Raw genomic sequence first — 26,705 nt, 5'->3', positions numbered from 1 at the left:
CGCATGAGCGCCACCCCCATCAAGAGCGTGTGCCCGTACTGCGGTGTCGGCTGCGGAATGGTGCTGCACGTCGAGGATGGCGAGGTCGTCAAGGTGTCCGGCGACTCCGAGCATCCGACCAACTTCGGGCGGCTGTGCACGAAGGGCTCGTCCGCGCACGTCGCGTTGCGCCGCTCCGGGCGGCTCGATCGCACGTTCGTGCGGCGCGCGCGGGAGGACGATCTCGTGCCGCTGCCGGCCCGCGACGCGATCGCCGAAACCGCGCGGCGGCTGCGCGCGGTGCTCGACACGCACGGGCCCGATGCGCTGTCGTTCTACGTGTCGGGGCAGATGTCGATCGAGGCGCAATACCTCGTGAACAAGCTCGCGAAGGGCTTCGTCGGCACCAACAACATCGAGTCGAACTCGCGCCTCTGCATGGCGAGCGCGAGCACCGGCTACAAGCAGTCGCTCGGCGCGGACGGCCCGCCCGGGTCGTACCAGGACTTCGATCGCGCGAACCTGTTCTTCGTGATCGGCGCGAACATGGCCGACTGCCACCCGATCCTGTTCCTGCGGATGATGGATCGCGTGAAGGCCGGCGCGAAGCTGATCGTCGTCGATCCGCGCCGCACCGGCACCGCCGACAAGGCCGACCTGTTCCTGCAGATCCGGCCTGGCACCGATCTCGCGCTGACCAACGGACTGCTGCACCTGCTGCACGCGAACGGCCGCACCGATGCCGCGTTCATCGACGCGTACACCGAAGGCTGGGACGCGATGCCCGCGTTCCTCGCCGACTACACGCCTGAGCGCGTCGCCGAAATCACGGGGCTCGCCGAAGCCGACATCCGCACGGCCGCGCAATGGATCGGCGACGCGCAGGAATGGATGAGCTGCTGGACCATGGGGCTCAACCAGAGCACGCACGGCGTGTGGAACACCAACGCGATCTGCAACCTGCATCTCGCGACGGGCACGATCTGCCGCCCGGGCAGCGGGCCATTTTCGCTGACCGGCCAGCCGAACGCGATGGGCGGGCGCGAGATGGGCTACATGGGCGCCGGCCTGCCGGGCCAGCGCTCGGTGCTGTCCGACGACGACCGGCGCTTCGTCGAGAACCTGTGGCGCGTGCCGGCCGGCACGCTGCGCAAGGAAACCGGCAACGGCACGGTCGACCTGTTCGAGCGGATGGCGGCCGGCGACATCAAGGCGTGCTGGATCGTCTGCACGAATCCGGTCGCGACCGTGCCGAACCGGCAGAACGTGATCGCGGGGCTGCAGGCCGCTGAGCTGGTGATCGCGCAGGACGCGTTCCTCGACACCGAGACCAACCGCTACGCGGACATCCTGCTGCCCGGCGCGCTGTGGGCCGAGGGCGACGGCGTGATGGTCAACTCCGAGCGCAACATGACGCTGATGCGCGCCGCGATCGCGCCGCCCGGCGACGCGCTGCCCGACTGGCGCATCGTCGCGGAGGTCGCGCGCGCGATGGGCTTCGGCGATGCGTTCGACTATGCGTCGGCGGCCGACGTGTTCGACGAGATCGTGCGCTTTTCGAATCCGGCGACCGGCTACGACCTGCGCGGCGCGAGCCATGCGGCGCTGCGCGACGGCCCGGTGCAATGGCCGGTCGCGCCGGGCACCGCGCGCGAGCGGCACCCGATCCGCTACCTGAACGACGGCGTGAGCCAGACGCCGCGCGCGGCCGACGGCGGGCACGATGCGCCGCGCATCGCGTTCCCGACGCCGTCGGGCAAGGCGCGCTTCTTCGCGCGGCCACACGTCGCGCCGGCCGAACTGCCGGACGACACGTTCCCGATCGTGCTGAACACCGGGCGGCTGCAGCATCAATGGCACACGATGACGAAGACGGGCAAGGTGCCGATGCTGAACAAGCTCAATCCGCGTCCGTTCGTCGAGCTGCATCCGGACGACGCGGGCGCGCTCGGCATCGCGACGAAGGACAGCGTCGAGATCCGTTCGGCGCGCGGCCGCGCGGTGCTGCCGGCCGTCGTGACTGAGCGCGTGCAGCGCGGCAACTGCTTCGCGCCGATGCACTGGAACGACGTGTACGGCGACGACCTGTGCATCAACGCGGTGACGAACGACGCGATCGATCCGGAATCGCAGCAACCCGAATTGAAATACTGCGCGGTCGCACTGACGCGCGTCGACACGGACGCGTTCGCGTCCGCCGACGACGACACGGCGCGGCCCGATGCCAGCGCGGCCGATGCCGATGCGCGGCCCGCGCCGGCATCGGTGCAGATCACGGCTTCACAGGAATCCGACATGGCAGACCTCGACACTTTCGCGGCGGCGCTCGGCGTGGCCGATCTCGCGCCGCCGCCGCTCACCGAGGCGGAGCGCCTGTACGTGGCCGGCCTCGTCAGCGGGCTGAAGGCGAGCGCGGGGCGGCGCGAAGGCGGCGTGCCGGTGCTGCCGGCCGGCGCGCCGCTCGCGCCGCCGGTGCGGTTCTGGCTCGACGGGATGCTCGCGGGGCTGTTCAGCCGCTCGCTGCCCGCCCACCCGGCGGAGGGTGCGGCGCCCGCGCTGCCGGCCGAGGCCGCCGCGCCCGGCGGCGTGCGGATCGTGCGCACGCGTCCGAAGGTCGTGCTGCTGTGGGCGTCGCAGACGGGCAACATCGAATCGCTGACCGAGGACTACGCGACGCAGCTGATGAATGCGGGCTTCGAGATCCGCACCGCGTGCATGTCCGACTATCCGGTCGCGTCGCTGGCTGGCGCGCAATACGTGCTGCTGATGACGAGCACGTTCGGCGACGGCGATGCGCCCGACAACGGCAGCGAGTTCTGGGATGCGCTGCAGGCCGACGGCGCCGCGCGCCTCGACGGCGTGCACTTCGCGGTGCTCGCGTTCGGCGATCGCAACTACGACCAGTTCTGCGGCCACGGCCGCCGGCTCGATGCACGGCTCGCGGAGCTCGGTGCTGCGCGCTTGTGCGCACGCGTCGATTGCGACGTCGAGTTCCAGCGCGAGGCGGATCAGTGGCTCGAACGCGTGGTCGCCCGGATCAAGGATGCGGATGCGGCGCTGCACGCGGTGCCGTCCGCCGGATTGAGCGCGTCGGGGCTGCTGCCGACCAAGGCGCGTCCGGCGCCGTCGAAGCTCGTCGCGAACCTGCGGCTCAACCGGCCGGGCGCCGCGAAGGACACGCGCTACGTGTCGCTGTCGACCGAAGGCGCGAACCTCGAATACGAAGCCGGCGACGCGCTCGGCGTGTGGCCGACCAACTGCCCGGAGCTGGTCGACGAGTTGCTGTCGGTCACCGCGCTGAAGGCCGACGCGCCGGTGTCGATCGACGGCGTCGGCGACATGCGCCTGGGCGAGGCGCTGGCGCGCCACTTCGACATCACGCGCCCGCACCCCGATACGCTCGCGTTCATTGCATCGCGCAGCGCGAACGGCGCGCTGAAGGCGCTGCTCGGCGACGATCGCAAGGCCGACCTGAAGCAATGGTTGTGGGGGCAACAGCTGGCGGACGTGCTGCACGAGTTTCCGGTCGAGCTGTCGGGCGCGGAGCTGGTCGCGATGCTGAAGCGGCTGCAGCCGCGGCTGTATTCGATCGCGTCGAGCCCGAGCGCGCACCCGGGCGAGATCCACCTGACGGTGTCGGCCGTGCGCTATCACAACGGCCGGCGCGCGCGCAAAGGCGTCGCGTCGACGTTCCTCGCCGATCGCGCGGACGACGGACGCGTGCCGGTGTTCGTGCAGAAGTCCGCGCATTTCCGGCCGCCGGTGAACGGCGACGTGCCGGTCGTGATGGTCGGCCCCGGCACGGGCGTCGCGCCGTTCCGCGGCTTCCTGCACGAGCGGCAGGCGCGCGGCGCGCGCGGACGCAACTGGCTGTTCTTCGGCGAGCAGCATGCGCAGACCGACTTCTACTACGGCGACGAGCTCGAAGCGATGCGCGACAGCGGCTTCCTGACGCGGCTCGATCTCGCGTTCTCGCGCGACCAGGCCGACAAGATCTACGTGCAGGACCGGATGCGCGAGCAGGGCGCCGAGCTGTACAGGTGGCTGGAGGAGGGCGCGCACTTCTACGTGTGCGGCGACGCCGCGCGGATGGCGAAGGATGTCGATACCGCGCTGAAGGCGGTCGTCGCCGAGCACGGCGGGATGTCGGACGAAGCCGCGAACGATTACGTCGCGCGGCTCGCGAAGGCGCGGCGCTACATGCGGGACGTGTACTGAGCGTATCGGCGGCACGGTCGGATCGTGCCGGCGCCACGGCCGGCCCTGCAACGATGCGCCGGACGGCGCATGATGGCGGCTTCACTCACGCAGCCCAGGAGTCGCGTCATGACGGCACGCCGGAATTTCCCGCTTCGAACCCTCGTGATTACCGCATCGCTGGCCGCCGCCGCACTCGGCTGCGCGCCCGCTGTCGGCCAGACGTCGACCGTGCCGACGAGCACGGCTGCCGCGACGCCCGACAACGCGGTGCTGCTGACGGTCTTTCTCAAGCACGACCAGTCGCGCCCGCTCGCCGAGCTGAACGCGCAACTTGCAAAGCAGGGGTTCTACAAGGCGTTTCCGCCGCCGGGCGTCGAGGTGGTGAGCTGGACCGTGGCGATGGGGATCGGGCAGATCGTCGTGTTGCGGTTGCCCGCGTCGCGCGTGCGGGAGGTCAATCGCGTGCTCGAGGACACGGCGTGGGGCGCTTACCGCACCGAGTTCTACCCGACCTACGACTACAAGGCGATCGGGCTGGCGGAGCATGAGCGGGCGAAATGACGACGCGTCAAGATCCGTCCCCTTTCGCTGAACCCGCGCGGGCTCGCGGTTTTTGCTCATTCGGGCGGGGCGGCCGGGAGAATTCTTCCCGAATGGGCGATTCGTCAGTCAACCGACGAAAAATCTCGGGCGGTTCCCGGTATGATGCGCACCATGCGCATGATTTGATGCACCTGCCGCGCCCAACCGCCCGGTGCGAGACCGAAAGATTCTGTAATATAAGTTCCGTATACTCGTCAGTTCTGATTCAGGCGCCCGTGCTTTGGACCTAAGCCGGCCGCCCTCGCACAACAACCAAGATTCGTCGCCGCCCGGCCGTCCCGCGCCGCGACAAGCTATGCACCGCCACTGAACAATCTATGTCTTCCCGCCACTCTGGTCCGCCCGGCCGCGCCGCGGCGGCGCTCGCCCGTGTGTCGACGCTGATCCGCAACGAGCGCGTGCTGTCGCCGCTGCTCGCGCTCGGCATCGGCCTGCTGCTGATCGTGGTTTTCCAGCACCTGTCCGAATCCGTCGACTACCGGTCGGTGATCCGCCAGCTGCGCCACATGTCCGTCGGCGAATGGGGCGCATCGCTCGCCGCGACGGCCCTCAGCTATCTCGCGCTCGTCGCCCGCGATGCGGTGGGCCTACGCTACGTCGCCGCGAAGGTGCCGCGCGCCGCGCTGTGGATCGGCTCGATCGCCGGCTCCGCGCTCGGCAACGCGACCGGCTTCGGCGCGCTCACGGGCGGCGCCGTGCGCGCGCGCGTGTACGGCGTGTCGGGCGTCACGCCCGCGCAGATCGGCCGGATGACGGTATTCACCAGCGGCACGCTCGCACTCGCGCTGGTGCTGATGACGGCGGTCGGCATGGTCTGCGTGCCGCAGACGCTCGCCGCGATGCTGCATGTCGCACCGGGTGTGCTCACGTGGAGCGGCGCCGCGCTGCTCGTGGTGCTGGCCGTTGTGGTCGCGCTGTGCGGCAACACCGCGCGTCCGGTCGTCACGCGCTTCAAATGGCTCGCGTTCGACGTGCCGGCACGGCGCGACCTCGTCGCGCAGGTCGTCTACGCGGTGCTCGACGTCGTGGCCGCCGGCCTGACGCTGTGGGTGTTGCTGCCGGTCGCGCCGGTCGGCTTCCCGACCTTCATCACGGTCTACGCGGCCGCGCTGCTGCTCGGGATGATCGGTCATACGCCGGGCGGGATCGGCGTGTTCGAAGCCGCGATGGTGTTCACGCTGGGCCGCGAAGTGCCCGCGCACGCAATGGTCGCCGCGCTGATCGCCTATCGCGCGATCTACTTCGGCGTGCCGCTCGTGCTGTCGGCCGGCCTGCTGGCCGGCTTCGAGGGCCGCGCGCTGCGGCGCCGGCTCGTGTCGCGGCAGGCCGCGCGCGTGTCGCAACTGGCGCCGCTGTTCCTGAGCCTCGTGACCTTCGCGGTCGGCGGGATGCTGGTGATCTCGAGCGCGACGCCCGCGTTCTGGCATCGGATCGCGATCCTGCGCAACATCGTGCCGCTGTGGGTGCTCGAAGGCTCGCAGGTGATCTGCAGCGTGCTGGGTGTCGCGCTGCTGTTCGTCGCGCGCGGGCTGCTGCGCCGGCTGGACGGCGCGTGGTGGATGACCTTCGCGCTGACGCTCGCGAGCCTCGCGCTGTCGCTGGCGAAGGGCCTCGCGTTCGTCGAGGCCGGCGTGCTCGGCACGCTGCTGGTGCTGCTGCTCGTCAGCCGCCGCCGCTTCAGCCGGCATTCGTCGCTGCTCGCCGAGCGCTTCACGGTGAGCTGGTTCGTGTCGGTGACGATGGTGCTGATCCTCGCGGTGTGGGTGCTGTGCTTCGCGTTCCGCGATGTGCCGTACACGCGCGATCTGTGGTCGCATTTCTCGTTCGACGCACGGGCGCCGCGCGCGCTGCGCGCCACGCTCGCGTCCGGCGTGTTCGTCGCGCTGTTCGCGCTGTGGCAGCTGCTGCGCCCCGCGCCGGGCCGTTTCGTGAAGCCGGTCGCGCAGGATCTGCTCGACGCCGAGCAGATCATCCGCGCGCAGGAGTGCAGCGATGCGGGCCTCGCGCTGATGGGCGACAAGTCGTTCCTGTTCTCCGAATCGCGCCGCGCGTTCCTGATGTACGCGAAAAACGGCCGCACGTGGGCCGCGCTGCACGATCCGGTCGGCCCGCGCGAGGAATGGCCGGCGCTGATCAGCAAGTTCATTGCGCTGGCGCATGCGCACAGCGGCCGCGCGGCGTTCTACCAGGTGCGCGCGAACGCGCTGCCGCTGTACCTCGACGCGGGGCTCACGCTGATGAAGCTCGGCGAGGAAGCGCACATCGCGCTCGACCGGTTCGACCTGAAGGGCTCGAACCGTTCGCACCTGCGCTACGCGCTGCGCCGCGGCGACAAGGACGCGCTGAGTGTCGAGGTGATCGCGCCGTGCGACGTGCCGGCCGCGCTGCCGGCGCTGCGCGACATCTCGGACGGCTGGCTCGACAGCCGCGATGCGCGCGAGAAGAGCTTCTCGGTGGCCGCGTTCCACGACGGCTATCTCGCGACGCAGTCGGTGATGCTGGTGCGCCAGGCCGACAAGCCGATCGCGTTCGTCACGTTCATGACGACCGACCTCAACACCGAGGCGACGGTCGGCGTGATGCGTCACCTGCCGGAAGCGTCGCCGTATGCGATGGAGTATCTGTTTACGCAGCTCGCGCTGCATCTGAAGGAAGCGGGGTTCCTCAAGCTGAGCCTGGGTATCGCGCCGTTCTCGGGGATGGGGGCGGCGAAGATGCCGTCGCCGTGGCACCGGTTCGGGCTGATGGTCTGGCGCTTCGGCGGCCGCTTCTACAACTTCCGTGGCTTGCGTGCATTCAAGAGCAAGTTCGAGCCGCACTGGGAGCCGCGCTATCTCGCGGCCTCGGGCTCGGTCGGCGTGTTCGTCACGCTCGCGGACCTGTCCCTGCTGGCTGGAGGTCGGCGCTCATGATGTTGAAGAAGGGTATCGCGCAGGCGGCGGTCGCCTGTGCGGGAATGATGCTGGCCGGCGCCGCACTCGCGGCGCAGCCGGCGGCGGCGAAACCGGAAACCGTGTCGGGCGGCCGCTACGGCCCCGTGACCGTGACGAAGCCGAGCGGTCCGCTGCGCGGCTTCGTCGTGCTGTTCTCGCGTGAGCGCGGCTGGGGTGCCGCCGACCAGCAGGCGGCCGACGCGCTCGCGAAAGCGGGCGCGATGACGGTCGGCGTGGATTCGGCGCGCTATGCGGCGAATCTCGCCGCGAAGCAGGAAACCTGTCACCATCTCGACGGCGACGCCGAGGCAGTCAGCCACCAGCTCGAACGCCTCGCGCAATCGGCGCGTTACTACACGCCGATCGTCGCGGGCGTGGGCCAGGGCGGCGCGATCGCGAAGCAGATCCTGTCGATGGCGCCGGAGAATACGATCGCTGGCGTCGTGTCGGTCCAGCCGGCGGCGAAGCTCGATGCGCGCTTCAAGCCGTGCCCGCCCGATCCGACGATCGTGCGCCGCGCGATGCCGGGCTTCGTCGAAACGGCCGCGGCCGGCGACACCGCGAAGCTCGTGTCGCTCGTCACGTCGCACCTGCACGACACCAGCAGCAACGACGAGCTCGACGTGTCGGACCTGCCGCTCGTCGAGCTGCCGGCCAAGGGCGGCAGCGACCGCCTCGCGATCGTGATCTCGGGCGACGGCGGCTGGCGCGATCTCGACAAGACGATCGCCGAGGCGCTGCAGCGCGACGGCGTGTCGGTGGTCGGCATCGACAGCCTGCGCTATTTCTGGAGCGAGAAGCCGCCCGCACAGGTGAGCCGCGACCTCGCGCGCGTGATGCGCACGTACATGGCGCGCTGGCATGCGAACCGCGTGGCGCTGGTCGGCTACTCGTTCGGCGCGGACGTGATGCCGTTCGCGTACAACCGGCTGCCGGCCGACCTGCGTGACAAGGTCGCGGTGATGTCGCTGCTCGGTTTCGCGCCGGCGGCGGATTTCCAGATCCGCGTGACGGGCTGGCTCGGGATGCCGGCGAGCGACAAGGCGATGAAGGTCGCGCCGGAAATCGCGAAGGTGCCGCCGTCGCTCGTGCAGTGCTTCTACGGCGCGGAAGAGCAGGACACGATGTGCCCGGCGCTCGCGAATACCGGCGCCGACGTGATCAAGACGGGCGGCGACCACCACTTCGGCCACGACTACATCGCGCTCGAGAAGAAGATCCTCGGCGCGTTCGGCAAGCCGGTGGCGGCGCGCTGAACGCCGGCGCCCGCTTCGCGGCGGGCGCGGCGCTTGCGGTTCATCGGACGGGCGGCCTGCGGGCCGCCCGTTTTCATTTTTCCGTTTCCTTTTCCGTTTCCGCTAGCGTCGCGGCGTCCTGCCGCGGTGTCGCCGTTCTCGCGTCGCGCTGATAGAAGCCGGGAAACCGGTCGAGCTGACGCTGCGCGGCCGCGAGATCGGCATCGGCAGCCAGCACCGCGCTCGAAAACCCGGTGCGCTCCATCAGCAGCAGTTGATCGATCAGCACGTCGCCCGTCGCGCGCAGGTCGCCGGCGAAGCCGAAGCGCTTGCGCAGCAGGTACGCCTGGCTGTACGCGCGGCCGTCGGTGAAGGACGGGAAATGCAAATCGATGCGCGTGGCCTGCGCGATCCGTGCGGCGAGCGGCGGCAGTTCCTCGTCGTTGCCGATCGTCAGGGCAGCAGTGCCGGCCGCGTTTGCATCGTCGGCGTGTTCGGCCGGCGTCAGCAGCCGGATGCGCGGGTTCGTGCCGGCGGGTTCGTCGGTCGGTTTCATGCGTGCTCCGCGTGGTGACGTGCGTCGTTCGCCGCGGCCTTGAAGGGTTCGGCGCCGATGCGGCGCACCGTGTCGATGAAGCGCTCGCAGCGCCCGTCGGCGTCGAGCCGCGCGTCGAGATACACGTTGACGAGCGCATCCACGACATCGACGATCTCGTCCGCAGAGAACGACGGTCCGATCACCTTGCCCGGCCGGGCGGGGCCGCTCGCGCTCGAACCATCCGAGCCGCCGAGCGTCACCTGGTACCACTCCGCGCCGTCCTTGTCGACGCCGAGGATGCCGATGTGTCCGCTGTGATGGTGGCCGCACGAGTTGATGCAGCCGCTGATGTGCAGGTCGATGTCGCCGACGTCGTGCAGCATGTCGAGATCCCGGAACCGTTCGGCGATCGCGTCGGCGATCGGGATCGAGCGCGCGTTCGCGAGCGCGCAGAAATCGCCGCCCGGGCACGCGATCATGTCGGTCAGGAGTCCGACGTTCGCGCTGGCCAGGCCGATCGCACGTGCGTGTTCCCACAGCAGGAACAGATCGTCGACGTGCACCCACGGCAGCACCATGTTCTGCGCGTGCGTGACGCGCGCCTCGCCGGCCGAGAAGCGATCGGCGAGCTCCGCGAGCGCGTCGAGCTGCTCGGGTGACGCGTCGCCGGGCGCCTGCAGGCGGCGCTTGAACGACAGCGTGACGATGCGCAGCGCGCGGTCGCGGTGCGCGGCGACATTGCGCGCGAGCCAGCGCGCGAACGCCGGATGGCGATTGGCGTGCGCGGTCATGCGCGCTTCGGCGGCGTCGAGGTCGAGCGTGCGCGACGTCAGCCGTGGCGGGACGAACGATGCCGCGATGCGGTCGAACTCGGCCTGCGGGATCGTGTGCGGGCCGCCGTCGTGCTCGACGATCTGGCGGAACTCTTCCTCGACGTCGTCGATATAGCGCTGCCCCTCGCTCTTCACGAGGATCTTGATGCGCGCCTTGTACTTGTTGTCGCGCCGCCCGTAGCGGTTGTACACGCGGACGATCGCCTCGATGTAGTTCATCACGTGCTGCCACGGCAGGAACGCGCGCAGCAGCGTCGCGATCAGCGGCGTGCGGCCCATGCCGCCGCCGACGCTCACGCGAAAGCCGAGTTCGCCGGCGTCGTTGCGCACGAGCTTCAGCCCGACGTCGTGCCAGTCAGTCGCCGCACGATCCTCGGCCGCGCCGGTGATCGCGATCTTGAACTTGCGCGGCAGGAACGCGAATTCCGGATGCAGCGTCGTCCACTGGCGCATCGCCTCGGCGAACGGACGCGGATCGGCGATCTCGTCCGGCGCGACGCCCGCGCGTTCGTCGCAGGAAATGTTGCGGATGCAATTGCCGCTCGTCTGGATCCCGTGCATGTCGACGGTCGCGAGCAGGTCCATCACGTCGGCCGCCTTCGCGAGCGGAATCCAGTTGAACTGCACGTTGGTGCGGGTCGTGAAGTGCGCATTGCCGGTCGGCAGGCGCAGCGTGCCGAGCAACGCCTGCGCGTCGCAGGCGGCGCGATAGGTGGCGTCGTCGGGCACGTCGTAGTCGCGTGCGATCCGCGCGAGCACGCGAAGCTGCGCGCTCGACAGTTCGCCGTACGGCACGGCGACGCGCAGCATCGGCGCATGGCGCTGCACGTACCAGCCGTTCTGCAGGCGCAACGGCCGGAACGCGTCCTCGCTCAGCGTGCCGTGCTGCCAGCGCTCGAGCTGGTCGCGGAACTGGGCGGCGCGGCTGTGCACGAGCGCCCGGTCGAAATCGGTATATCGGTACATGACGTGATACGCGAGATGAGCGACGACGCAGGGGCGCCGCTCGGGAGGGGACGTTGCGACGGGTGTCGGGCAACCGGAGACAGCGTAGGGAACGCTAGGCGGCGGGACAAGCAGCAGATCGGGACGAAAAGGGCGCAGCAGATCGTGGCGCGCCGGCGAAGGCCGGGCATGCGCGGCGCATGCCCGGGTGAGATTCAGGCTTGCGCGGGTGCGTCGACGATCAACGCCGGATCGAGTGCGCGGATGCGCTGGTCGATGAAGTAGCCGCCGCCTTCCTGATAGCGCAGATACAGCCGGCCGCACGTCACGCAGCGGCTGACGTCGCAGCGGTTGTACGGGAAGTGGCGCGGCGCGATCGGCGCGTCGTCGGACGCGTAGCGCGTGCCGGCCGGATGGTATTCGTCGTAGGTCGGCTCGGGGTCGTCGGGCGGCGCGAGCGTCGCCACTTCGGCGAGCTGTGCGTCCGGCAGCGACAGCGGCAGGCTCGTCCAGCCCGCCAGCGACGTCTTCGTGCAGGTGCACGGCTGCGTGACGCCGGTGGCTTCGGCCGCGAGCTTCAGCAGCGCGGCGGGATCGAGGTAGGGCAATGCGCTCATCAGATGGGACTCGTGTGAAGGAGCGAAGGGGATCGCAATGTAACCCGGTTGCGCGACGGCTGCACGGCGGCGGTGCGCGTGCGGCTTGCGTGGGGCTTACCCGGCCTTGCGTACCGCCGGTTCGGCGACAAGCTCGCCGAGCACGCGGATCGCGCGTTCGATGTCGCGGCTCCACGGATGGCCGAAGTTCACGCGCACGCAGCGCTCGAAGCCGTGCGCGGCCGAGAACAGCGGCCCGGGTGCGAAGCTGATGCCGCGCGCGATCGCCTGGCGATGCAGTTCCATCGCGTCGATCGCCTCGGGAAACGACAGCCACAGAAAATATCCGCCGTCCGGCCGCACCCATTCCACGCCGGGCGGCAGCCAGCGCCGCAGTGCGTCGTCCATGCGGGCGAGCTGCGTCTGCAGCGCACCGCGCAGCTTGCGCAGGTGACGATCGTAGCCGCCATGCTCCAGGTAGTTCGCGATGCCGGCCTGCGCGGGAATGCTCGCCGACAGCGTGGTCATCAGCTTGAGCCGCTGCACCTTTTCCGCGAAACGGCCGGCCGCGGCCCAGCCGATCCGGTAGCCGGGCGCGAGCGTCTTCGAGAACGAACTGCAATGCATCACGAGGCCGTTGCGGTCGTAGGCGCGCGCGGGTAGCGGGTAGTCGGCGCCAAAATGCAGCTCGCCGTACACGTCGTCCTCGATCAGCGGCACCTCGCGCGCGGCCAGCATCTCCACGAGCGCGCGTTTCTTGTCGGCCGACAGCGTGACGCCGGTCGGATTCTGGAAATTGGTCATGAACCAGCACGCGCGGATGTCGTGTCGCTCCAGCGCGTTCTCGAGCGCGTCGAGATCGAGGCCCGTGCGAGGATCGACGGGAATCTCGACCGCACGCAGGTCGAGCCGCTCGATCGCCTGCAGCGCCGCATAGAAGCCGGGGGACTCGACCGCGACGATATCGCCCGGCCGCGTGACAGCCATCAGGCACAGGTTCAGCGCTTCCAGCGCGCCGTTCGTGACGACGATCTCGTCGACGGGCTGCGCGATGCCGGTCGCCAGATAGCGTCGCGCGATCTGCTGGCGCAGCGCCTCGTTGCCGGGCGGCAGGTCGACGACCGTGCTCCACGGGCTGACGAGCCGCGTCGCCTGCGCGAGCGACTTCGCGAGGCGCTGCAGCGGAAACAGTTGCGGCGACGGGAATGCGGAGCCGAGCGGCACGATGCCGGGCTGCGTCGCGGCGTCGAGCACGGAGAACACGAGATCGCTGATGTCGACCTTGCGCGTCGCGCCGGCGCGGCTCGCGCGGCGTTTCGCGGGCGCGTTCGCCGCGGGGCTCGCGCCCGGCGCGACGTAATAACCGGAGCGCTCGCGCGCGCGGATCAACCCCCACTGTTCGAGCAGGTAGTACGCGCGAAACACCGTCGACTGGCTCACGCCATGTTGCGCGATGATCTGCCGCAGCGACGGCAGGCGCGTGCCGACCGCGAGGTTACCGTTGCGGATTTCGTCGGCGATCGTGTGGGCGAGGGTTTCGTAGCGTTTCATCGGTGCGGACGGGAGCACGTGGCCGCCATGCGCGGGAGCCGGTGCGGCGCCGCGCCGGCGGGCGCGCTCATTGTCCGACGGGCGGCCCGAAAAGGAAAGCGCGACGGCGGCTGGCGGTCGCGCTTCCTGTGCTTCGTCAAGTCAGGCTGCGTTCGGTTGTGTCGGGTGCGTGCGTGCCGATGATCGCGACGACGTGGGCGATGCGATCAACATACTCGCGCGAGGACACCCGCATCGACTGCACCGAATGCGTGCGCCTACATGCCGTATGCCGCCCTCGTTGCAACTGCAACCGCCCGACATCGTGTAACGACTTTCTCCTGATCATTCTTCATTCGCCGATACGGGATCGTTTGCGTGCGACGACACGCGATCGAACGCACGCACGTATGCCGTTTCGGCTGCGCGGATACGGCATGCGTGCGGCTTGTTCCAATTGCGCGGCTATATTTTTTATGGTCTTGTTGCACGATCGCGCATCGACTCGAAAAAAGGAAAGTCGAATGCATACGGGGAATTCGGACGGGGACCGATTGGTCAGGGGAATCGGCGCGCCTCGGCGTGCGCGCCGTGCCGTGTGCCGGTTGCTTGTCGTCTTCTCACTGGGCCTGCCGGCCCTGCCTGCGTGTGCCGCTTCTCCCGAAGTCGTCGGCGACAACGTGCTGCGTGTGCTCGCGTGGCCCGGCTATGCGGACAGCGATGTCGTCAATGCATTTGAGACGCACTTTCATGTACGCGTCGAAGTGACGTTCGTCGATTCCGACGAAGCGTTGTGGACGCGGATGCACAGCGCATCGCCACCGCCGTACGACGTGCTCGCGGCCAACACGGCCGAGATCCAGCGCTACGCGCACGACGACCTGCTGACGCCGATCGACCTGTCGCAGATCCCGAACCGCCGGCGGCAACTGCCGAATTTCCAGCAGCTCGCGACGATCGGCGGCCTCGTGCGCAACGGCTCGACCTACGCGATTCCGTTCACGTATTCGTCGATGGGGCTGATCTACGATCGCAAGCAGGTGCCGGCCCCGCCGCGCTCGATGCTCGCGCTCTGGAACCCGCGCTACCGCGGCAAGGTGCTCGACTTCAACAGCGCGCAGCATAATTTTTCGTTCACCGCGCTCGCGCTCGGCTATGCCGATCCGTTTCACCTGTCACCCTCGCAAACGCTCGCCGTCGCGCACAAGCTGATCGATCTGCGACGCAACCTGCTCACGTATTACACGCTTCCCGAAGAAGCGACCGCGCTGTTCATCCGGCATCGCGCGGCGCTGATGTTCGGCAACTACGGCACGCAGCAGGTCGAGCAACTGCGTCGCGCCGGTGCGGATGTGGGCTACGTGATTCCGGACGAAGGCGCGCTCGCGTGGCTCGACTGCTGGGGCGTCACGCGTGGCGCGGAGCATCGCGAGCTCGCGTTCGCGTGGATCAATTACATGCTCGAGCCCGCGATCGGCGCGCTGCTGACCGAGCGCCAGGGGCTTGCGAATACGCTCGCGCCGCCATCCGGTCTCCAGACCGGCCATCAGCACCTCGTGTGGCTCCAGCCGGTCGAGGACATCGCGCGGCGCGAGTCGCTGTGGAGCCGCATCGTGTCGGGCGACCGGCCGGAGTGGTTCGAAAAATGATCATGCTCGGACTCACGTCGAAGCTGTCGGTGCTGTTCGCGTGCATCGGCGTGATCGCGTCCGGCACGACCGGCTACTACACCTACCGCGCGAACCGGACGATGCTCGTGCAGGAAGCGCAGCACAGCCTGCTGATGTCGACGCACTTGCTCGGACAGCGCTTCACGACCGCCCTGTCCGACGTGGCCGACGATGCGCTCGTGCTCGCGCAATTGCCGTCGTCGGTGCTCGTCGCCGGCGGCGACAGCGCCGATCGCGCGCCGCGCACGCGGCTCGAGCACGTGTATCGCAGCTTCATGAGGAATCACCCCGAGTATCTGCAGATCCGGTTGATCGCGCGCGGCGACTACGGGCTCGAACGGATCCGGGTCGATCGCGACGCGCGCGGCGTCGTCGTGCTGCCGGAGAATGCATTCCAGGAGAAAGGGCAGTTTTCCTACGTGATCGATACGCTCGCGACGGCGCCCGGTCATATCTACCTGTCGCCGATCGAAATCAATCACGAGACCGGTTCGCATGCGGCCGAAGGGCTGCCGATCCTGCGCGTGGGCACACCGGTGGTCGACACGTTCGGCCAGGTCGTCGGCGCGCTGGTCGTCGACATCGAACTGTCGCGCGTGTTCGACCGGCTCGAGCGCGATTTGCCGGAAGACTACGTGGTGTATCTCGCGAACGAGTGGGGCGATTTCATCGTGCATCCCGATCCGTCGCAGACGTTCGGTTTCGATCGCGGGCGGCGCGTGCTGATGCAGGACAGCTTTCCCGCCACGCGGCTGCTGTTCGTCGGCATGCGCACGAACGTGACGCTCGACGGTCTCGCGCAGCCCGACGATGCGCCGGGCCAGATGTTCGCGTTCGTGCGCACGCCGTTCGGCAACAGCGAGGGCAACCGCTTCGTCGTGCTCGGCATGGCGCGTCCGCTCACCGACGTGCTGGCGCCGGCCGCGATTCTCGGCGAACGGATCATCCGGATGGTGCTGTTGCTGAGCGTGGCGGCGGTGATTCTCGCGATCCTGTTCGCGCGCGCGATCACGCGGCCGTTGCAGATGCTCGCGCGCGCGGCCACGCACGTGTTCGACGATCCGGCCGCCGAACGGCTGCCCGTTGCACGGGCCGACGAGATCGGCGTGCTGGCGCGCTGTTTCGACAGCATGCGCGTCGAGATCCGCACGCAGGTCGCGATGCTGCGCGCGAAGCAGCTCGAGCTCACGCACCTCGCCGGTCACGATCCGCTGACCGGTCTGCCGAACCGCCTGTTGTTCATGGAGCATCTCGATGCCGCGATCCGGCATGCGGCCGCCGCGAGCGAGGGGCTGGCGGTGATGTTCGTCGATCTCGATCGCTTCAAGCAGATCAACGACCAGCATGGACATGCGGCCGGCGATCGCACGCTCGTCGCGGTCGCGAAACGGCTGAACCAGGTGCTGCGCAGCGGCGACATGGCCGCGCGGCTCGGCGGCGACGAATTCATCGTGCTGCTGTCGGACGTGCGAGCGCCGGCGGTGATCGGCGATATCGCGTCGCGTATCCAGATCGTGATGGCCGAGGAACTGGAGTTCGGCGACCGGCTGCTGGCCGTGGGGGCGAGCATCGGCGTCAGCGAATATCCGGCCGATGGCGCGTCCGCCGAGGAACTGCTGGTGAAGGCCGACGCGGCGATGTATGCGGCGAAGGCGTCCGCGCAGTGCGCGTGCGTGCGTTATCAGGAGCTGCTGGGTGGCGGCGTCGGTGGCGTTGACGCAGATGCGGCCGGCCGCATGGCGGCGGGTGGCAGCCGCTGACGGCAGGCCGGCCGTTGGGGCGGCACAAACGCGACGAGCCCGTCGCGGGACGGGCTCGCTGTAGCTTGCGCGGACTGCGCCCGGTGCGCGCAGCGGCGGGCTTAGTGGCCGAAGTAGACCGAGTCGCGCGCGTTCTGCGGCTTGACTACCGGTGCGCCGCCCTGGACGACCGGGGCCGCTTGCGCGCCGTAGCCGCTGCCATCGGCGGCGCGAACACGTGCTTCGGCTGCCAGGAGGTCGTTCGGGTAGTGCGGGCTCGACTGGCTCGGCTTGTAGCCGGCCTTTTCGAGCTGGACGAGTTCGTTGCGCACTTGTGCGCGGGTGACGGTGCTTTGAGCGAATGCGCCGAACGAAGCGGACAGGGCGACAGCGGCAACAACTGCGGAAACGAGCGATTTCATGATGACCTCCGATGTTCTCTACTGACTTCGCTGTCGACACAATGTCTTAAGCGATTGATTACATCGTAGGCTTCGGATGATGGACGGTAAACGCGGGTTATAGCGAAAGATCCTTGCGGGCGCGGCAATAATCACTAGGAAAATTCGTTCCGTCCCTATTGCGTGTTGCAGGAATTGCAAACGAGTCGGTGCAGAAGATGGGGAAGCGTTCTGCCGGGCAGGCGCGAACGTCTGGCGGCATGGCGCCAGGAGAGGGGAGGACCGAGGCGTTGCCGAATCAGACGCCGTCGTCGTCGATTTCCTTGCGCTCGCGGCGTTCCTCGTTGCCGCGACGCGCGCGCAGGCGCTGGCGCGACAGGACCGCGATCACCTGCTGGGTCGGCGCGCCGGACGGCAGCTCGTTGCGGATGCGATCGGGCACCATCGGCAGGCCCGCGCGCTGCCGGCGCAGTGCCTTCGCGATTGCCCGGCGGCATTCGTCCCCGTGGCAATCCCATTCATCGCGGATTCTCTGGCAATAACGGCATTGTTCCATCCGGACAGTCTAACGCGTCTTGCGGATCGCGGCAGAGGGCGGTAGCGGGCGGGGACTGGACTCGCGGGCGCGACGCGGCCGAGCGCACCGGATCGGGTGCCGAGGGGCGCGCTTTGCCGCGCCGGCGCGAGCCGGGGCGACCGCGTTCGATATGGTCCGAGGCCGATTCTTGCCCGAGCGCGCCGCGGCGCATCGGTCGTGATCACGGAACCGCGCGCCGTCGAGCTCGTTGGCCCGCTTCAATACCATTCATGACGCGTCGCTCTATCATGTGAAAAATACATGACCCGAAACAAGGAGGCGCGATGACGCTCGCGCAATTGCAGGCCCTGGCGGCCGTGGTCGAACTCGGCTCGCTCACGGCCGCGGCCGACCGGCTCAGTCGCAGCCAGTCGGCGATCAGCCACGCGTTGACCGAGCTGGAGGACATCACCGAGGTCAAGCTGCTGTTGCGCGACCGCCAGCCGGTCGTCCTGACCGCCGCCGGCGAACGTCTGTGGCCGTACGTGCAGAACGTCGTCCGGGAAGCGCAGACATTGCGCCAGCAGTTCGGCCTCGCGCGCGGCAAGCTCGAAGGGCGGCTGGTCGTCGCGTCGCTGCCGAGCGTATCGCTCGCGTTCGTCGTCCCCGCGCTCGAGGCGTTGAAAGCGGCGCACGAGGGCGTGACGGCGGTGCTGCTCGAAGGCACCGACGCGGAAGTCGAAGGGTGGCTCGAGGACGGCACCGCCGACATCGGCGTGGTCGCCGGCACGAAGACTTTCGCGCACAATCTGCCGCTGCTCGACGAGGATTTCGTCGCGGTGGCGGCGGACGGCATGTTCGACCGCCGCAAGCGCGTGTCGGCGAAACTGTTGTCCGCGATGCCGTTCATTTTCTCGAAGGCCGGGTGCGGGCCGGTCATCGCCGATTATTTCGCGCGCAACGGTGCGTCGCTTCGCGCGGCGTTCAACGTGGTCGAGATGCGGACCATCCTGTCGATGGCCGAGGCGGGAATGGGCGTGTCGATCGTCCCGCGCATCACGCTCACCTATACACGGTTCGGCGGCCGGGTGCTGGAGCTGTCGCCCAGGCTGCAACGTAGCGTGCGACTGTCGTGGAACGCGACCGGCAATGCGGTCGCCGACGCATTCGTGAAGCTGGTCGACGCGCAACGCGCGAAGGCGGGGAAGGCGATTCAGGCACGGACGAAAAAGGGCAGCTAGCGCATCGACGGGCAATGACGCGATGAAGCGCGCTCATGGGCGGCTTGCAGTTTATTCATGCCGACAGCCATCGACATGCAATACATTGCTGCACACCGCCCTGACTTCATTGCATCGTAGGAGACCACCGTGCCGGCCTTGCCCACCCTGATTGCTTTCGGACTCGTGTCGCTCGGCATGGTCCTGACGCCCGGCCCGAACATGATCTACCTGATTTCCCGTTCGATCTGCCAGGGGCGCCGCGCGGGGCTGGTGTCGCTCGGCGGCGTGGCGCTGGGGTTCGTGTTCTACATGTTCTGCGCGGCATTCGGCATCACCGCGCTGGTGATGACCGTGCCGTACGCGTATGACGCGCTGCGTTTTGCAGGCGCGCTGTACCTCGCGTATCTCGCGTGGCAGGCGCTCAAGCCGGGCGGCCGCTCGGCGTTTCAGGTCCGGCAATTGCCGCACGACAGCGACGCGAGGCTCTTCACGATGGGCTTCGTCACCAACCTCGCGAACCCGAAGATCGCGGTGATGTATCTGTCGCTGCTGCCGCAGTTCATTTCGCCGGGGCACGGCAGCGTGCTCGTGCAATCGCTGGCACTGGGCTGCGTGCAGATCGCGGTCAGCGTCTGCGTCAACGCGCTGATCGCGAGCATGGCCGGCTCGATCGCGGGGTTTCTTGCCGATCGGCCGGCCTGGGCGCGGGGGCAGCGCTGGTTGATGGGGACCGTGCTGGCGGGGCTGGCCGTGCGCATCGCGCTCGAGTCGCGAAGCTAGATCGCGGGGCGGCTTGCGGTGGATGGGGACCGGACAAGCGGATAGCGCTGCATCGCATGACAGAACTTTCCGCCGGCCGCCGCGCCATGACGCGCGGCGGCCGGCAGTCGCATCAGCGCTCGCCGCGCTTCTTGCTCAGCTCGATCGTCTCGAACAGCTCGTACTGCGCGCTCGGGTGCTGATCCGCGCCCGGCGCGTGGTAGTAGCGCATCGTGATCGTCGTGTGGCCGCCCGGCTTGCCCGGATCGTGATCGAACACCGCGATCCCGTAGCCCGTGCCCGTATCGCGGCGCGCGGACCAGATCGCATCCTCCAGCGCATCGGCCGGCTTGCGCACGAACGTGTTCGCCGCCGTGCCCGGCACCGGCCGGTTCGGCTTCGTGAAGACCTTGGCCTGCACATAGCCGGTCGCAGGGTTCGCGCCGTACACGTCGAGCGGCGCACTCGTGCCGCCGCCGCCGAGGATCAGGTGGATCGTGCCGTGGCTCGTGTCGAACGTCGTGCGGTCGGGGTCCGTCGATCCGACCGGACGCGGCTGCAGCGTCTCGACGACTTCGCCGGTCGATGCATCGACGCCCGCGCGGTGATTGCAGCCTCGCACCGGGTAGCTGCGCTCGTAGTCGTGATCGTGACCGCACAGTACGAGGTCGACGCCGTAACGGTCGAACAGCGGCAGCCACGCCTCGCGGATGCCCTTGTCCGAGCCGTTGCCCGTTTTCGACGAACTCAGTGCGTCCTGGTGCATCTGCACGACGATCCAGTCGATGTCGTCGTCGTGCGACGCGTGCCGCAGCGTATGTTCGAGCCAGCGCGTCTGCTCGCCGTTGCTGTAGCCGCGCACGTAGAACGACGTGCCCGGTTCGATCGGCGCATGGCCGGTGCTCGCGGCCGGCACCAGCGGGTCGGGCCCGCCGACGAAGGCGGCCGCGTCCTGGTACACGACATCGTCGGCGTCGAGCGAGATGAACAGCACCGAGCTCACGCGGAAGCTGTACCAGCGGCCCGGAAAGCGCGTGCCGTTCTCGGGCAGCATATAGCGCGCGAGATACGAGTCGAGCCCCTGCGGGCCGTTGTGGAATTCGATCTCGTGATTGCCGGGGCACGGCATCCACGGGCGATTCGCGGCCGACGTCTGGTTGTTGTTGCCGAAGTCGCGCCACACTTCCGGCTGATGCGCGGGGTTCAGGTTCGCGTAGCAGAGGTCGCCGTTCAGCAGGTGGAACAGCGGCTGGAACTGCTCGACGGCCTGCACCGCGAAGCGGCTTTGCGGCGAGGACAGCACCCACGCGCCGTTCGGCGTCGCCAAGTCGCCGTAGCTCGTGAAGCGAAACCGTGCGCGGCCGCGCGGCGCGGTCGTGAAGATTGCGGCAAACGGCTGCGCGGCGTTGCTGTCGTTGTCGGCCGTGAGTTCATAGCGGTAGCGCGTGTTCGGCTTCAGCCCGTGCACGCGGGCGTGGTACGTGAACACGGTTTCGCCGTTCAGGCCGTCGGTGTAGAGGCGCTGAACCCCATGCACGGTGCGTGCCGGCTCACCGTCGGCGAGGATGCGTGCGCGCGGATTGACGGCCGGCGCGAGCGACGCCCACGTGATCACGACTTCGGACGCCGGGTCGTTGCCCCACGTCAGGTGCACCTGCTCGGGTGTGCCGTCCGGATTCGACGCGGCGGCACGCGCGGCCGCGAGCCCGCCCGCGGCGGTGGCGAGGCCGGAGACGCCGGCCAGTTTCAGGAAGCCGCGACGCGATACGGAAGCGGCCGGCTCGTTCGACTCGTTCGACTCGGCGGGGAAGTTGTCCTGGTTCGACATGATCGTATTTTCGTTGAATGACACGCGAAATGCGGAACCGCCCGGTCGTGCGCGAGCGCGTCGGGGGCGTGGGCCGGAAACGAGCGGGATCCCGGTGACATGCATTGTCGAAGCGCAGTTTTGCCGGGTTGTGACAGGCGGTAATCACAGTACGGACACGATGCGGCGATGGGCGCGCGGCATTCGTTTCGTTCGTTGCCGGCGCGGCGGAAATTTATTTGTCGGTTTCGCGACGGATTTTGCCGAATGCGTCGTTTAACGCATGAACGGCCGCTTCCGGGCATGAACGGTCGATACACGACGCTTCGGAGTCTTGCATGAAACTTTCCATTTCATTACGGTTTGCCGCGGCATGCGTAGCCGCGCTGGCGACGTCCGCCGTATTCGCCCAGGCCGTCATCGTCGCGCCGGTCGCACCGCCGCCGCCGCGCGTCGAAGTGATGCCGGCGCCGCGCGCGGGCTACGTGTGGGATCAGGGCCACTGGCACTGGCGGCATGGCCGTTACGTGTGGATTCCCGGGCACTGGCAAGGGGTGCGCGCCGGTTATCACTGGGTGCCCGGGCATTGGGTCGCGGGTGGGCCAAACTGGCGCTGGGTGCCCGGTCACTGGGCGTGATGCGCAGCGTGCCGCGCGGCGCGCTGCGCCCGTGTGGCGGGACTTCCACGTAACCTCATCCGTCGAGCCATGCCTTTTCGAACTCTCGTGATCCTGGCAGCCGCGGCCATCGTGCTGGCCGGCTGTGTCGTGGTGCCGGCGCGTCCGGTGTATTACCGGCCCGCGCCGGTCGTCGTATATTGATCGCGCCGGTCGGCGAGCGATCGACAGGATCGATATGCCGTTCGAGCCGGATGTCGACGAAACTGCCCGGGCCGATCTCGGGCGCGTTGCCGACGCGTCGTCCTGGCGCCGTCCGGTGCCCGCGCGACGCATGCAAGGAGAGCACGACGATGAGCTTCAGCCGGACCGCGGGCCTACCCGCTTGCAGCATGCGGCGTTCGCACGGCACGTTGCGGAGCGGCCTGCGTTGAGCGACGCCGATCCGGACGCGGAACTCGTCGCGCGGGTCGGCGCGCGCGACGCGTCGGCCGTGCGCGTGCTCGTCGCACGCAAGCTGCCGCGATTGCTCGCGCTCGCGACGCGCATGCTCGGCGACCGGGCCGAAGCCGAAGACGTTGCGCAGGAAACCTTCCTGCGGATCTGGAATCAAGCGCCGCGCTGGCGGGCCGGTGAAGCACGCTTCGACACGTGGCTGCATCGCGTCGTGCTGAACTTGTGCTACGACCGCTTGCGCGGACGACGCGAGGAGCCGGTCGACATGCTGCCCGACGTGCCTGACACGCAACCCGAGCCGGCCGCGCAAGCGGAGTTACGCTCGCGCGACGCGCGCGTGCGCCAGGCGCTCGCTGCGTTGCCGCCCCGGCAGCGGGAAGCGCTCGTGCTCCAGTACTATCAGGACATGTCGAATATTGAAGCGGCCAACCTGATGGGCATCACCGTCGATGCGCTGGAAAGCCTGCTCGCGCGCGCGAGGCGCAACCTGCGCGCGCAACTGGCCGGCGACCCACCTAGCGAGGACAAGCGATGACACCCGAACGATTCCGTACCATCGTCGCCGCGTACGGCTCGGATGCGCGGCGCTGGCCGCAAGACGAACGCGCGGCGGCCGAAGCGTGGGCGCAAGCGCATCCGCGCGATGCGCTCGCGGCGCTCGACGATGCCGCCGAGCTCGATGCATGGCTCATACAGGATACGGTCGCGCCGCCCGCGCCGGCGCTCGTCGAACGCATCGTCGCGTCGGCGCCCGCGCCGCAACGTGCGCGGCGACGAGGAAAGGTGTGGTGGTCGGGCGCGGCGTTCGCGGGCGTCGGGTTGGCCGGCGCACTGGCGGGTGCGGTGGCCGTGTCGATGCTGATGCTCGGTAGCGCACCGATCGCGCAACACGAACCGGGCTACCTGACGACGACCTTCGGCGGCCCGAGCATCGACGGAGGCGACGAATGAGCGAACGCGGCTGGAAATTCATTCTCGTCGGGTCTGTCGTGCTGAACGTGTTCATGCTCGGCGCGATTGGCGGCGGCGTGTATCAGTGGTTCTCGACGCATCGCGAGCTGCATGCGGGCGGGATGCCCGGACAACGGACGGCATTGCGGTTCGCCGCGGACGAATTGTCCGATGCGCGTCGGCAGGAATTCGTCGCGGCGTTGAAGGCGGCGCGCAAGGACGGTCGCGATTTCGCGCGGGAAGGGCGCGATGGGCGGATCACGGTGCTGGATTTGCTGGCCGCGCCGCAGCTCGATCGTCCGGCGATCGATGCGGCGCTCGATCGTACTCGAGCGGCGGACAGTGCGTTGCGCGGACAGGTCGAGCGGAGCGTGGTCGATTTCGCGGCGACGTTGACGCCGGATGAGCGTGCGAAGTTCGTCGACGGATTGCGGCGGAGTGGGAATTGGCGGTTGCCGGCGAGGTTGCAGAAGAAGCTGGGGGCGGTGGAGGGGCAGTGAGCGGCGTTGCGTGACGGCGCTCCACGAGATACCCGTCTGCGGGATTATGATGACCCGATCGGTAATAGCGGTCCGAGGGCATGCGAATTCCGGGGCGATCGATTTCGCCGGCCCGTCTCGGTTCAGGCCGGGTTTGCACAGCCTGTTCCGTCGGCCGGCCGGTGCCTCCCCGGTATATCCACCGCAACGCGATGCGGCAAGCTCGAGGGCCGCGACAGGGGCGAACCATGAATCGAGGTGAAGACTTTATCGTGCGTACCATGTCGGCCGACGAGGTGGCCATGTCGGTCGAATGGGCGGCTGCAGAAGGGTGGAACCCCGGCTTGCACGACCCGCATTGTTTCAGGGAAGCGGACCCGGCCGGTTTTTTCGTCGGCGTCTGGCGTGGCGAGCCGGTCGCTTGCCTCGCCGCTGTCGCCTATGACGAGCGCTTCGGCTTCATCGGTCTCTACATCGTGAAACCCGCGTTTCGCGGCCAAGGCTTCGGTTTGCGCATCTGGCAACACGGCGTGCGTTACCTTGGAGACCGTAACATCGGTCTCGACGGTGTCGTTGCCCGGCAGGCGAGCTACGCGAAGTCCGGGTTCCGGCTCGCGTATCGCAACATCCGCTATCAGGGGCGCGTCGACGGCATCGGGTGCGCGCATGTGGCGGCAGCGGCCGATGTACCGTTCGAGCAGCTGCTTGCCTACGATCGCCGGTGTTTCCCCGCAGCGCGCGAGCGTTTCGTCTCGGTCTGGATTGCTCAACCGGATGCCGTTGCGCTCGCAACGATCGATGGTGGCCGTGTCGCCGGCTACGGTGTCATACGCCGCTGCAAGGCGGGCTGCAAGATCGGCCCGCTCTTTGCCGATGATGCCGGGATCGCCACGGGGCTGTTTCGTGCGCTGGCGGCGCGGATGCCCGGCGAGGTGATCACGCTCGACGTGCCGGAAACGAATCCTGCGGCTGTTGCGCTGGCGGAACGGCACGGCATGTCGAGCGTATTCGAGACCGCGCGGATGTATACGAAAGAAGTGCCCGCGATTGCGATCGATCGCGTGTTCGGCGTGACGTCGTTCGAGTTGGGGTGATAGCCGCGAACGTGCGCACGGCAGGGCAATCGTTTCGCCATCCATGACAAAAATTCAGCGCGCGACGACCCGACTGCCCGCCGGCGTTTGAAAGCCGATCGCAAGACGCACGCGCTGACACCCCAAAAAATATTTCTCACATCCCCCGACGGATTTCCCCCCGCCGCCCGTTAAACACGGGTACGCATCGCGAGAACCCCCGTCATGGACCATCCGAACGACATCTCACCGGCCGCCATCGCGCTGAACCGCTTCGGTCTCGGCGCGCGGGCGGACGAAGCGCCGCCTGCGGATCCGAAGGCGGCGCTGATCGCTCAATTCGACCGTTACGACGCGCGGCCGGCCGCATGGGCCGCTGAACCGGACGCGGTCACGCTCGCGACGCGCTTCGCGAACGCCCGCAACGCGATGACGAGCAACGACGCGGCAGCCAAGCGCGCGACCGCGCAGTCGATCCGTCGCGACGGCTACGACGCGTATCGCAGTGCGGTCGCCGCGCGGCTGAACACCGCGCTCACCACACCCGCGCCGTTCGTCGAGCGCCTCGTGCATTTCTGGGCGAACCATTTCGCGGTGTCGGTCGACAAGGGGCAGGTCGCCGCGTACGCGGGCGCATTCGAGCGCGATGCGATCCGCCCGCACGTGCTCGGCCGCTTCGAGGACATGCTCGTCGCCGTCGAACAGCATCCCGCGATGCAGCTGTTCCTCGACCAGGCACGCTCGGTCGGCCCCGACAGTCCGGCCGCGATGCGCGCCGAAGCCCGTGATCCGGCGACGCGCCGTGGTCTCAACGAGAACCTCGCGCGCGAGATCATGGAGCTGCATACGCTCGGCGTACGCACCGGCTATACGCAAGCGGACGTGACGGAATTCGCGCGTGCGCTGACCGGCTGGAGCATCGCCGGCGGACGCGGCCCGCAGCCCGGCGATGCGGCACCCGGCGCGTTCGTGTTTCGCCCGAAGCTGCACGAACCGGGCGCTCGCACGGTAATGGGCCGCACCTACGACCAGCCTGGCGAAGCGCAGGCGCGCGCAATCCTTGGCGACCTCGCACGTTCGCCGGCAACGGGCCGGCATATCGCGTTCCAGCTCGCGCGCCATTTCATCGCCGACAATCCGCCGCCCGCGCTCACCGACCGGCTCGCCCGCGCCTTCGAGACGAGCGGTGGCGATTTGCCGACGGTCTATCGCGCGCTCGTCGATGCGCCGGATGCATGGTCGCCGGTCAATCGCAAGTTCAAGACGCCGTGGGAGTGGGCCGTGTCGTCGCTGCGCGGGCTCGGCTGGCGCGACGCGAGCGACCTGAAGGCCGCGCCGCTGCTCGCGCAACTCGGCCAGCCGGTGTGGCGGCCCGGGTCGCCGGCCGGCTACGACGATCTGGCCGCGAGCTGGGCCGCGCCCGACGCGCTGGTGCGACGCGTGGAAATCGCGCAGCGGCTCGCCGCACGCACGGGCGACCGGCTCGATCCACGCACGCTCGGCAACACGCTGCTGGCCGGCTCGCTGAGCGAGCCGACGGCGACTGCGCTGTCGCGTGCCGAAAGCGCGACCACGTCGCTCGCACTGCTGCTCGTGTCGCCCGATTTCCAACGGAGATGAA

The 26,705-nt window shown here is 68.5% G+C and carries 21 protein-coding genes; 14 read left to right on the top strand and 7 right to left on the bottom strand.

The window, feature by feature from the left end; all coding sequences use genetic code 11:
* Nucleotides 1-3: 3 nt before the first annotated feature.
* The 4 genes from BAMB_RS19740 (at nt 4) to BAMB_RS19725 (ending at nt 8,971) form a co-directional block, all read left to right on the top strand.
* Nucleotides 4-4,197: a bifunctional nitrate reductase/sulfite reductase flavoprotein subunit alpha gene (locus BAMB_RS19740; protein ID WP_011658935.1), complete on the top strand. Its 4,194-nt coding sequence runs from the start codon at nt 4-6 to the stop codon at nt 4,195-4,197.
* 108 nt (nt 4,198-4,305) lie between these two features.
* Nucleotides 4,306-4,740 carry a hypothetical protein gene (locus BAMB_RS19735; protein ID WP_011658934.1) on the top strand — a complete coding sequence of 145 codons (435 nt, stop codon included), beginning with the start codon at nt 4,306-4,308 and terminating at the stop codon, nt 4,738-4,740.
* A gap of 359 nt (nt 4,741-5,099) precedes the next feature.
* A complete protein-coding gene (gene mprF / locus BAMB_RS19730; RefSeq protein ID WP_011658933.1) occupies nt 5,100-7,694 on the top strand; it encodes a bifunctional lysylphosphatidylglycerol flippase/synthetase MprF in 2,595 nt (864 codons plus the stop codon).
* Nucleotides 7,691-8,971, top strand: a complete 1,281-nt coding sequence (locus BAMB_RS19725; protein ID WP_011658932.1) for a virulence factor family protein — start codon at nt 7,691-7,693, stop codon at nt 8,969-8,971. Before mprF ends, BAMB_RS19725 begins: the two co-directional genes overlap by 4 nt.
* Before the next feature lie 73 nt (nt 8,972-9,044).
* Here the strand turns inward: BAMB_RS19725 and BAMB_RS19720 are convergent, their stop codons facing one another.
* The 4 genes from BAMB_RS19720 to BAMB_RS19705 form a co-directional block, all read right to left on the bottom strand.
* Entirely contained in the window at nt 9,045-9,506 is a 462-nt protein-coding gene (locus BAMB_RS19720) for a DUF934 domain-containing protein (RefSeq protein ID WP_011658931.1), read from the bottom strand.
* Nucleotides 9,503-11,287, bottom strand: coding sequence for a nitrite/sulfite reductase (locus BAMB_RS19715; protein WP_011658930.1), 1,785 nt, complete (start codon nt 11,285-11,287; stop codon nt 9,503-9,505). Before BAMB_RS19715 ends, BAMB_RS19720 begins: the two co-directional genes overlap by 4 nt.
* Nucleotides 11,288-11,481: 194 nt before the next feature.
* Nucleotides 11,482-11,883: a hypothetical protein gene (locus tag BAMB_RS19710; RefSeq protein ID WP_011658929.1), complete on the bottom strand. Its 402-nt coding sequence runs from the start codon at nt 11,881-11,883 to the stop codon at nt 11,482-11,484.
* A 96-nt stretch (nt 11,884-11,979) separates the two neighbouring features.
* Complete coding sequence (locus BAMB_RS19705) at nt 11,980-13,413, bottom strand: aminotransferase-like domain-containing protein (RefSeq protein WP_011658928.1); 1,434 nt, start codon at nt 13,411-13,413, stop codon at nt 11,980-11,982.
* Between the two features lie 503 nt (nt 13,414-13,916).
* Here BAMB_RS19705 and BAMB_RS19700 point away from each other — a divergent pair.
* Together BAMB_RS19700 and BAMB_RS19695 are read left to right on the top strand one after the other, a co-directional pair.
* The gene (locus tag BAMB_RS19700; RefSeq protein WP_011658927.1) at nt 13,917-15,041 is read left to right on the top strand and encodes an extracellular solute-binding protein; all 1,125 of its coding nucleotides are present in this window, start codon (nt 13,917-13,919) and stop codon (nt 15,039-15,041) included.
* Nucleotides 15,038-16,822, top strand: coding sequence for a sensor domain-containing diguanylate cyclase (locus BAMB_RS19695; protein ID WP_011658926.1), 1,785 nt, complete (start codon nt 15,038-15,040; stop codon nt 16,820-16,822). The genes BAMB_RS19700 and BAMB_RS19695 overlap by 4 nt, the downstream gene beginning before the upstream one ends.
* 101 nt (nt 16,823-16,923) lie before the next feature.
* On the opposite strand, the gene BAMB_RS19690 is transcribed toward BAMB_RS19695, so the two are convergent.
* Nucleotides 16,924-17,223, bottom strand: coding sequence for a DUF4148 domain-containing protein (locus BAMB_RS19690; RefSeq protein ID WP_011658925.1), 300 nt, complete (start codon nt 17,221-17,223; stop codon nt 16,924-16,926).
* Nucleotides 17,224-17,500: 277 nt separating this feature from the next.
* Nucleotides 17,501-17,758 (bottom strand): hypothetical protein, encoded by a 258-nt coding sequence (locus BAMB_RS19685; RefSeq protein WP_006478949.1) that lies wholly within the window; start codon nt 17,756-17,758, stop codon nt 17,501-17,503.
* 305 nt (nt 17,759-18,063) lie between these two features.
* Here BAMB_RS19685 and BAMB_RS19680 point away from each other — a divergent pair, with 305 nt between their 5' ends.
* Nucleotides 18,064-18,960, top strand: a complete 897-nt coding sequence (locus BAMB_RS19680) for a LysR family transcriptional regulator (RefSeq protein ID WP_011658924.1) — start codon at nt 18,064-18,066, stop codon at nt 18,958-18,960.
* 129 nt (nt 18,961-19,089) lie between these two features.
* Nucleotides 19,090-19,722 carry a LysE family translocator gene (locus BAMB_RS19675; RefSeq protein ID WP_011658923.1) on the top strand — a complete coding sequence of 211 codons (633 nt, stop codon included), beginning with the start codon at nt 19,090-19,092 and terminating at the stop codon, nt 19,720-19,722.
* Between the two features lie 112 nt (nt 19,723-19,834).
* Here the strand turns inward: BAMB_RS19675 and BAMB_RS19670 are convergent, their stop codons facing one another.
* Nucleotides 19,835-21,529, bottom strand: coding sequence for a purple acid phosphatase family protein (locus tag BAMB_RS19670; protein WP_041491654.1), 1,695 nt, complete (start codon nt 21,527-21,529; stop codon nt 19,835-19,837).
* A gap of 317 nt (nt 21,530-21,846) precedes the next feature.
* Between BAMB_RS19670 and BAMB_RS36285 the strand changes: the two genes are divergently transcribed.
* From BAMB_RS36285 to BAMB_RS19635, 6 genes are all read left to right on the top strand, one after another.
* Nucleotides 21,847-22,146: a YXWGXW repeat-containing protein gene (locus BAMB_RS36285; RefSeq protein WP_011658921.1), complete on the top strand. Its 300-nt coding sequence runs from the start codon at nt 21,847-21,849 to the stop codon at nt 22,144-22,146.
* A 217-nt stretch (nt 22,147-22,363) separates the two neighbouring features.
* Nucleotides 22,364-23,116 carry an RNA polymerase sigma factor gene (locus tag BAMB_RS19655; protein WP_011658920.1) on the top strand — a complete coding sequence of 251 codons (753 nt, stop codon included), beginning with the start codon at nt 22,364-22,366 and terminating at the stop codon, nt 23,114-23,116.
* Nucleotides 23,113-23,532, top strand: a complete 420-nt coding sequence (locus BAMB_RS19650) for a hypothetical protein (RefSeq protein ID WP_011658919.1) — start codon at nt 23,113-23,115, stop codon at nt 23,530-23,532. Before BAMB_RS19655 ends, BAMB_RS19650 begins: the two co-directional genes overlap by 4 nt.
* Nucleotides 23,529-24,032, top strand: coding sequence for a periplasmic heavy metal sensor (locus BAMB_RS19645; protein ID WP_011658918.1), 504 nt, complete (start codon nt 23,529-23,531; stop codon nt 24,030-24,032). The genes BAMB_RS19650 and BAMB_RS19645 overlap by 4 nt, the downstream gene beginning before the upstream one ends.
* Before the next feature lie 227 nt (nt 24,033-24,259).
* The gene (locus BAMB_RS19640) at nt 24,260-25,105 is read left to right on the top strand and encodes a GNAT family N-acetyltransferase (protein WP_011658917.1); all 846 of its coding nucleotides are present in this window, start codon (nt 24,260-24,262) and stop codon (nt 25,103-25,105) included.
* 204 nt (nt 25,106-25,309) lie between these two features.
* A complete protein-coding gene (locus tag BAMB_RS19635) occupies nt 25,310-26,704 on the top strand; it encodes a DUF1800 domain-containing protein (RefSeq protein WP_011658916.1) in 1,395 nt (464 codons plus the stop codon).
* Nucleotide 26,705: the final 1 nt, after the last annotated feature.

The sequence above is a fragment of the Burkholderia ambifaria AMMD genome (assembly GCF_000203915.1).
Classification (GTDB): domain Bacteria; phylum Pseudomonadota; class Gammaproteobacteria; order Burkholderiales; family Burkholderiaceae; genus Burkholderia; species Burkholderia ambifaria.
Note: the sequence above shows the minus strand (reverse complement) of the source record. Positions and strands in the feature narration are given on the sequence as shown.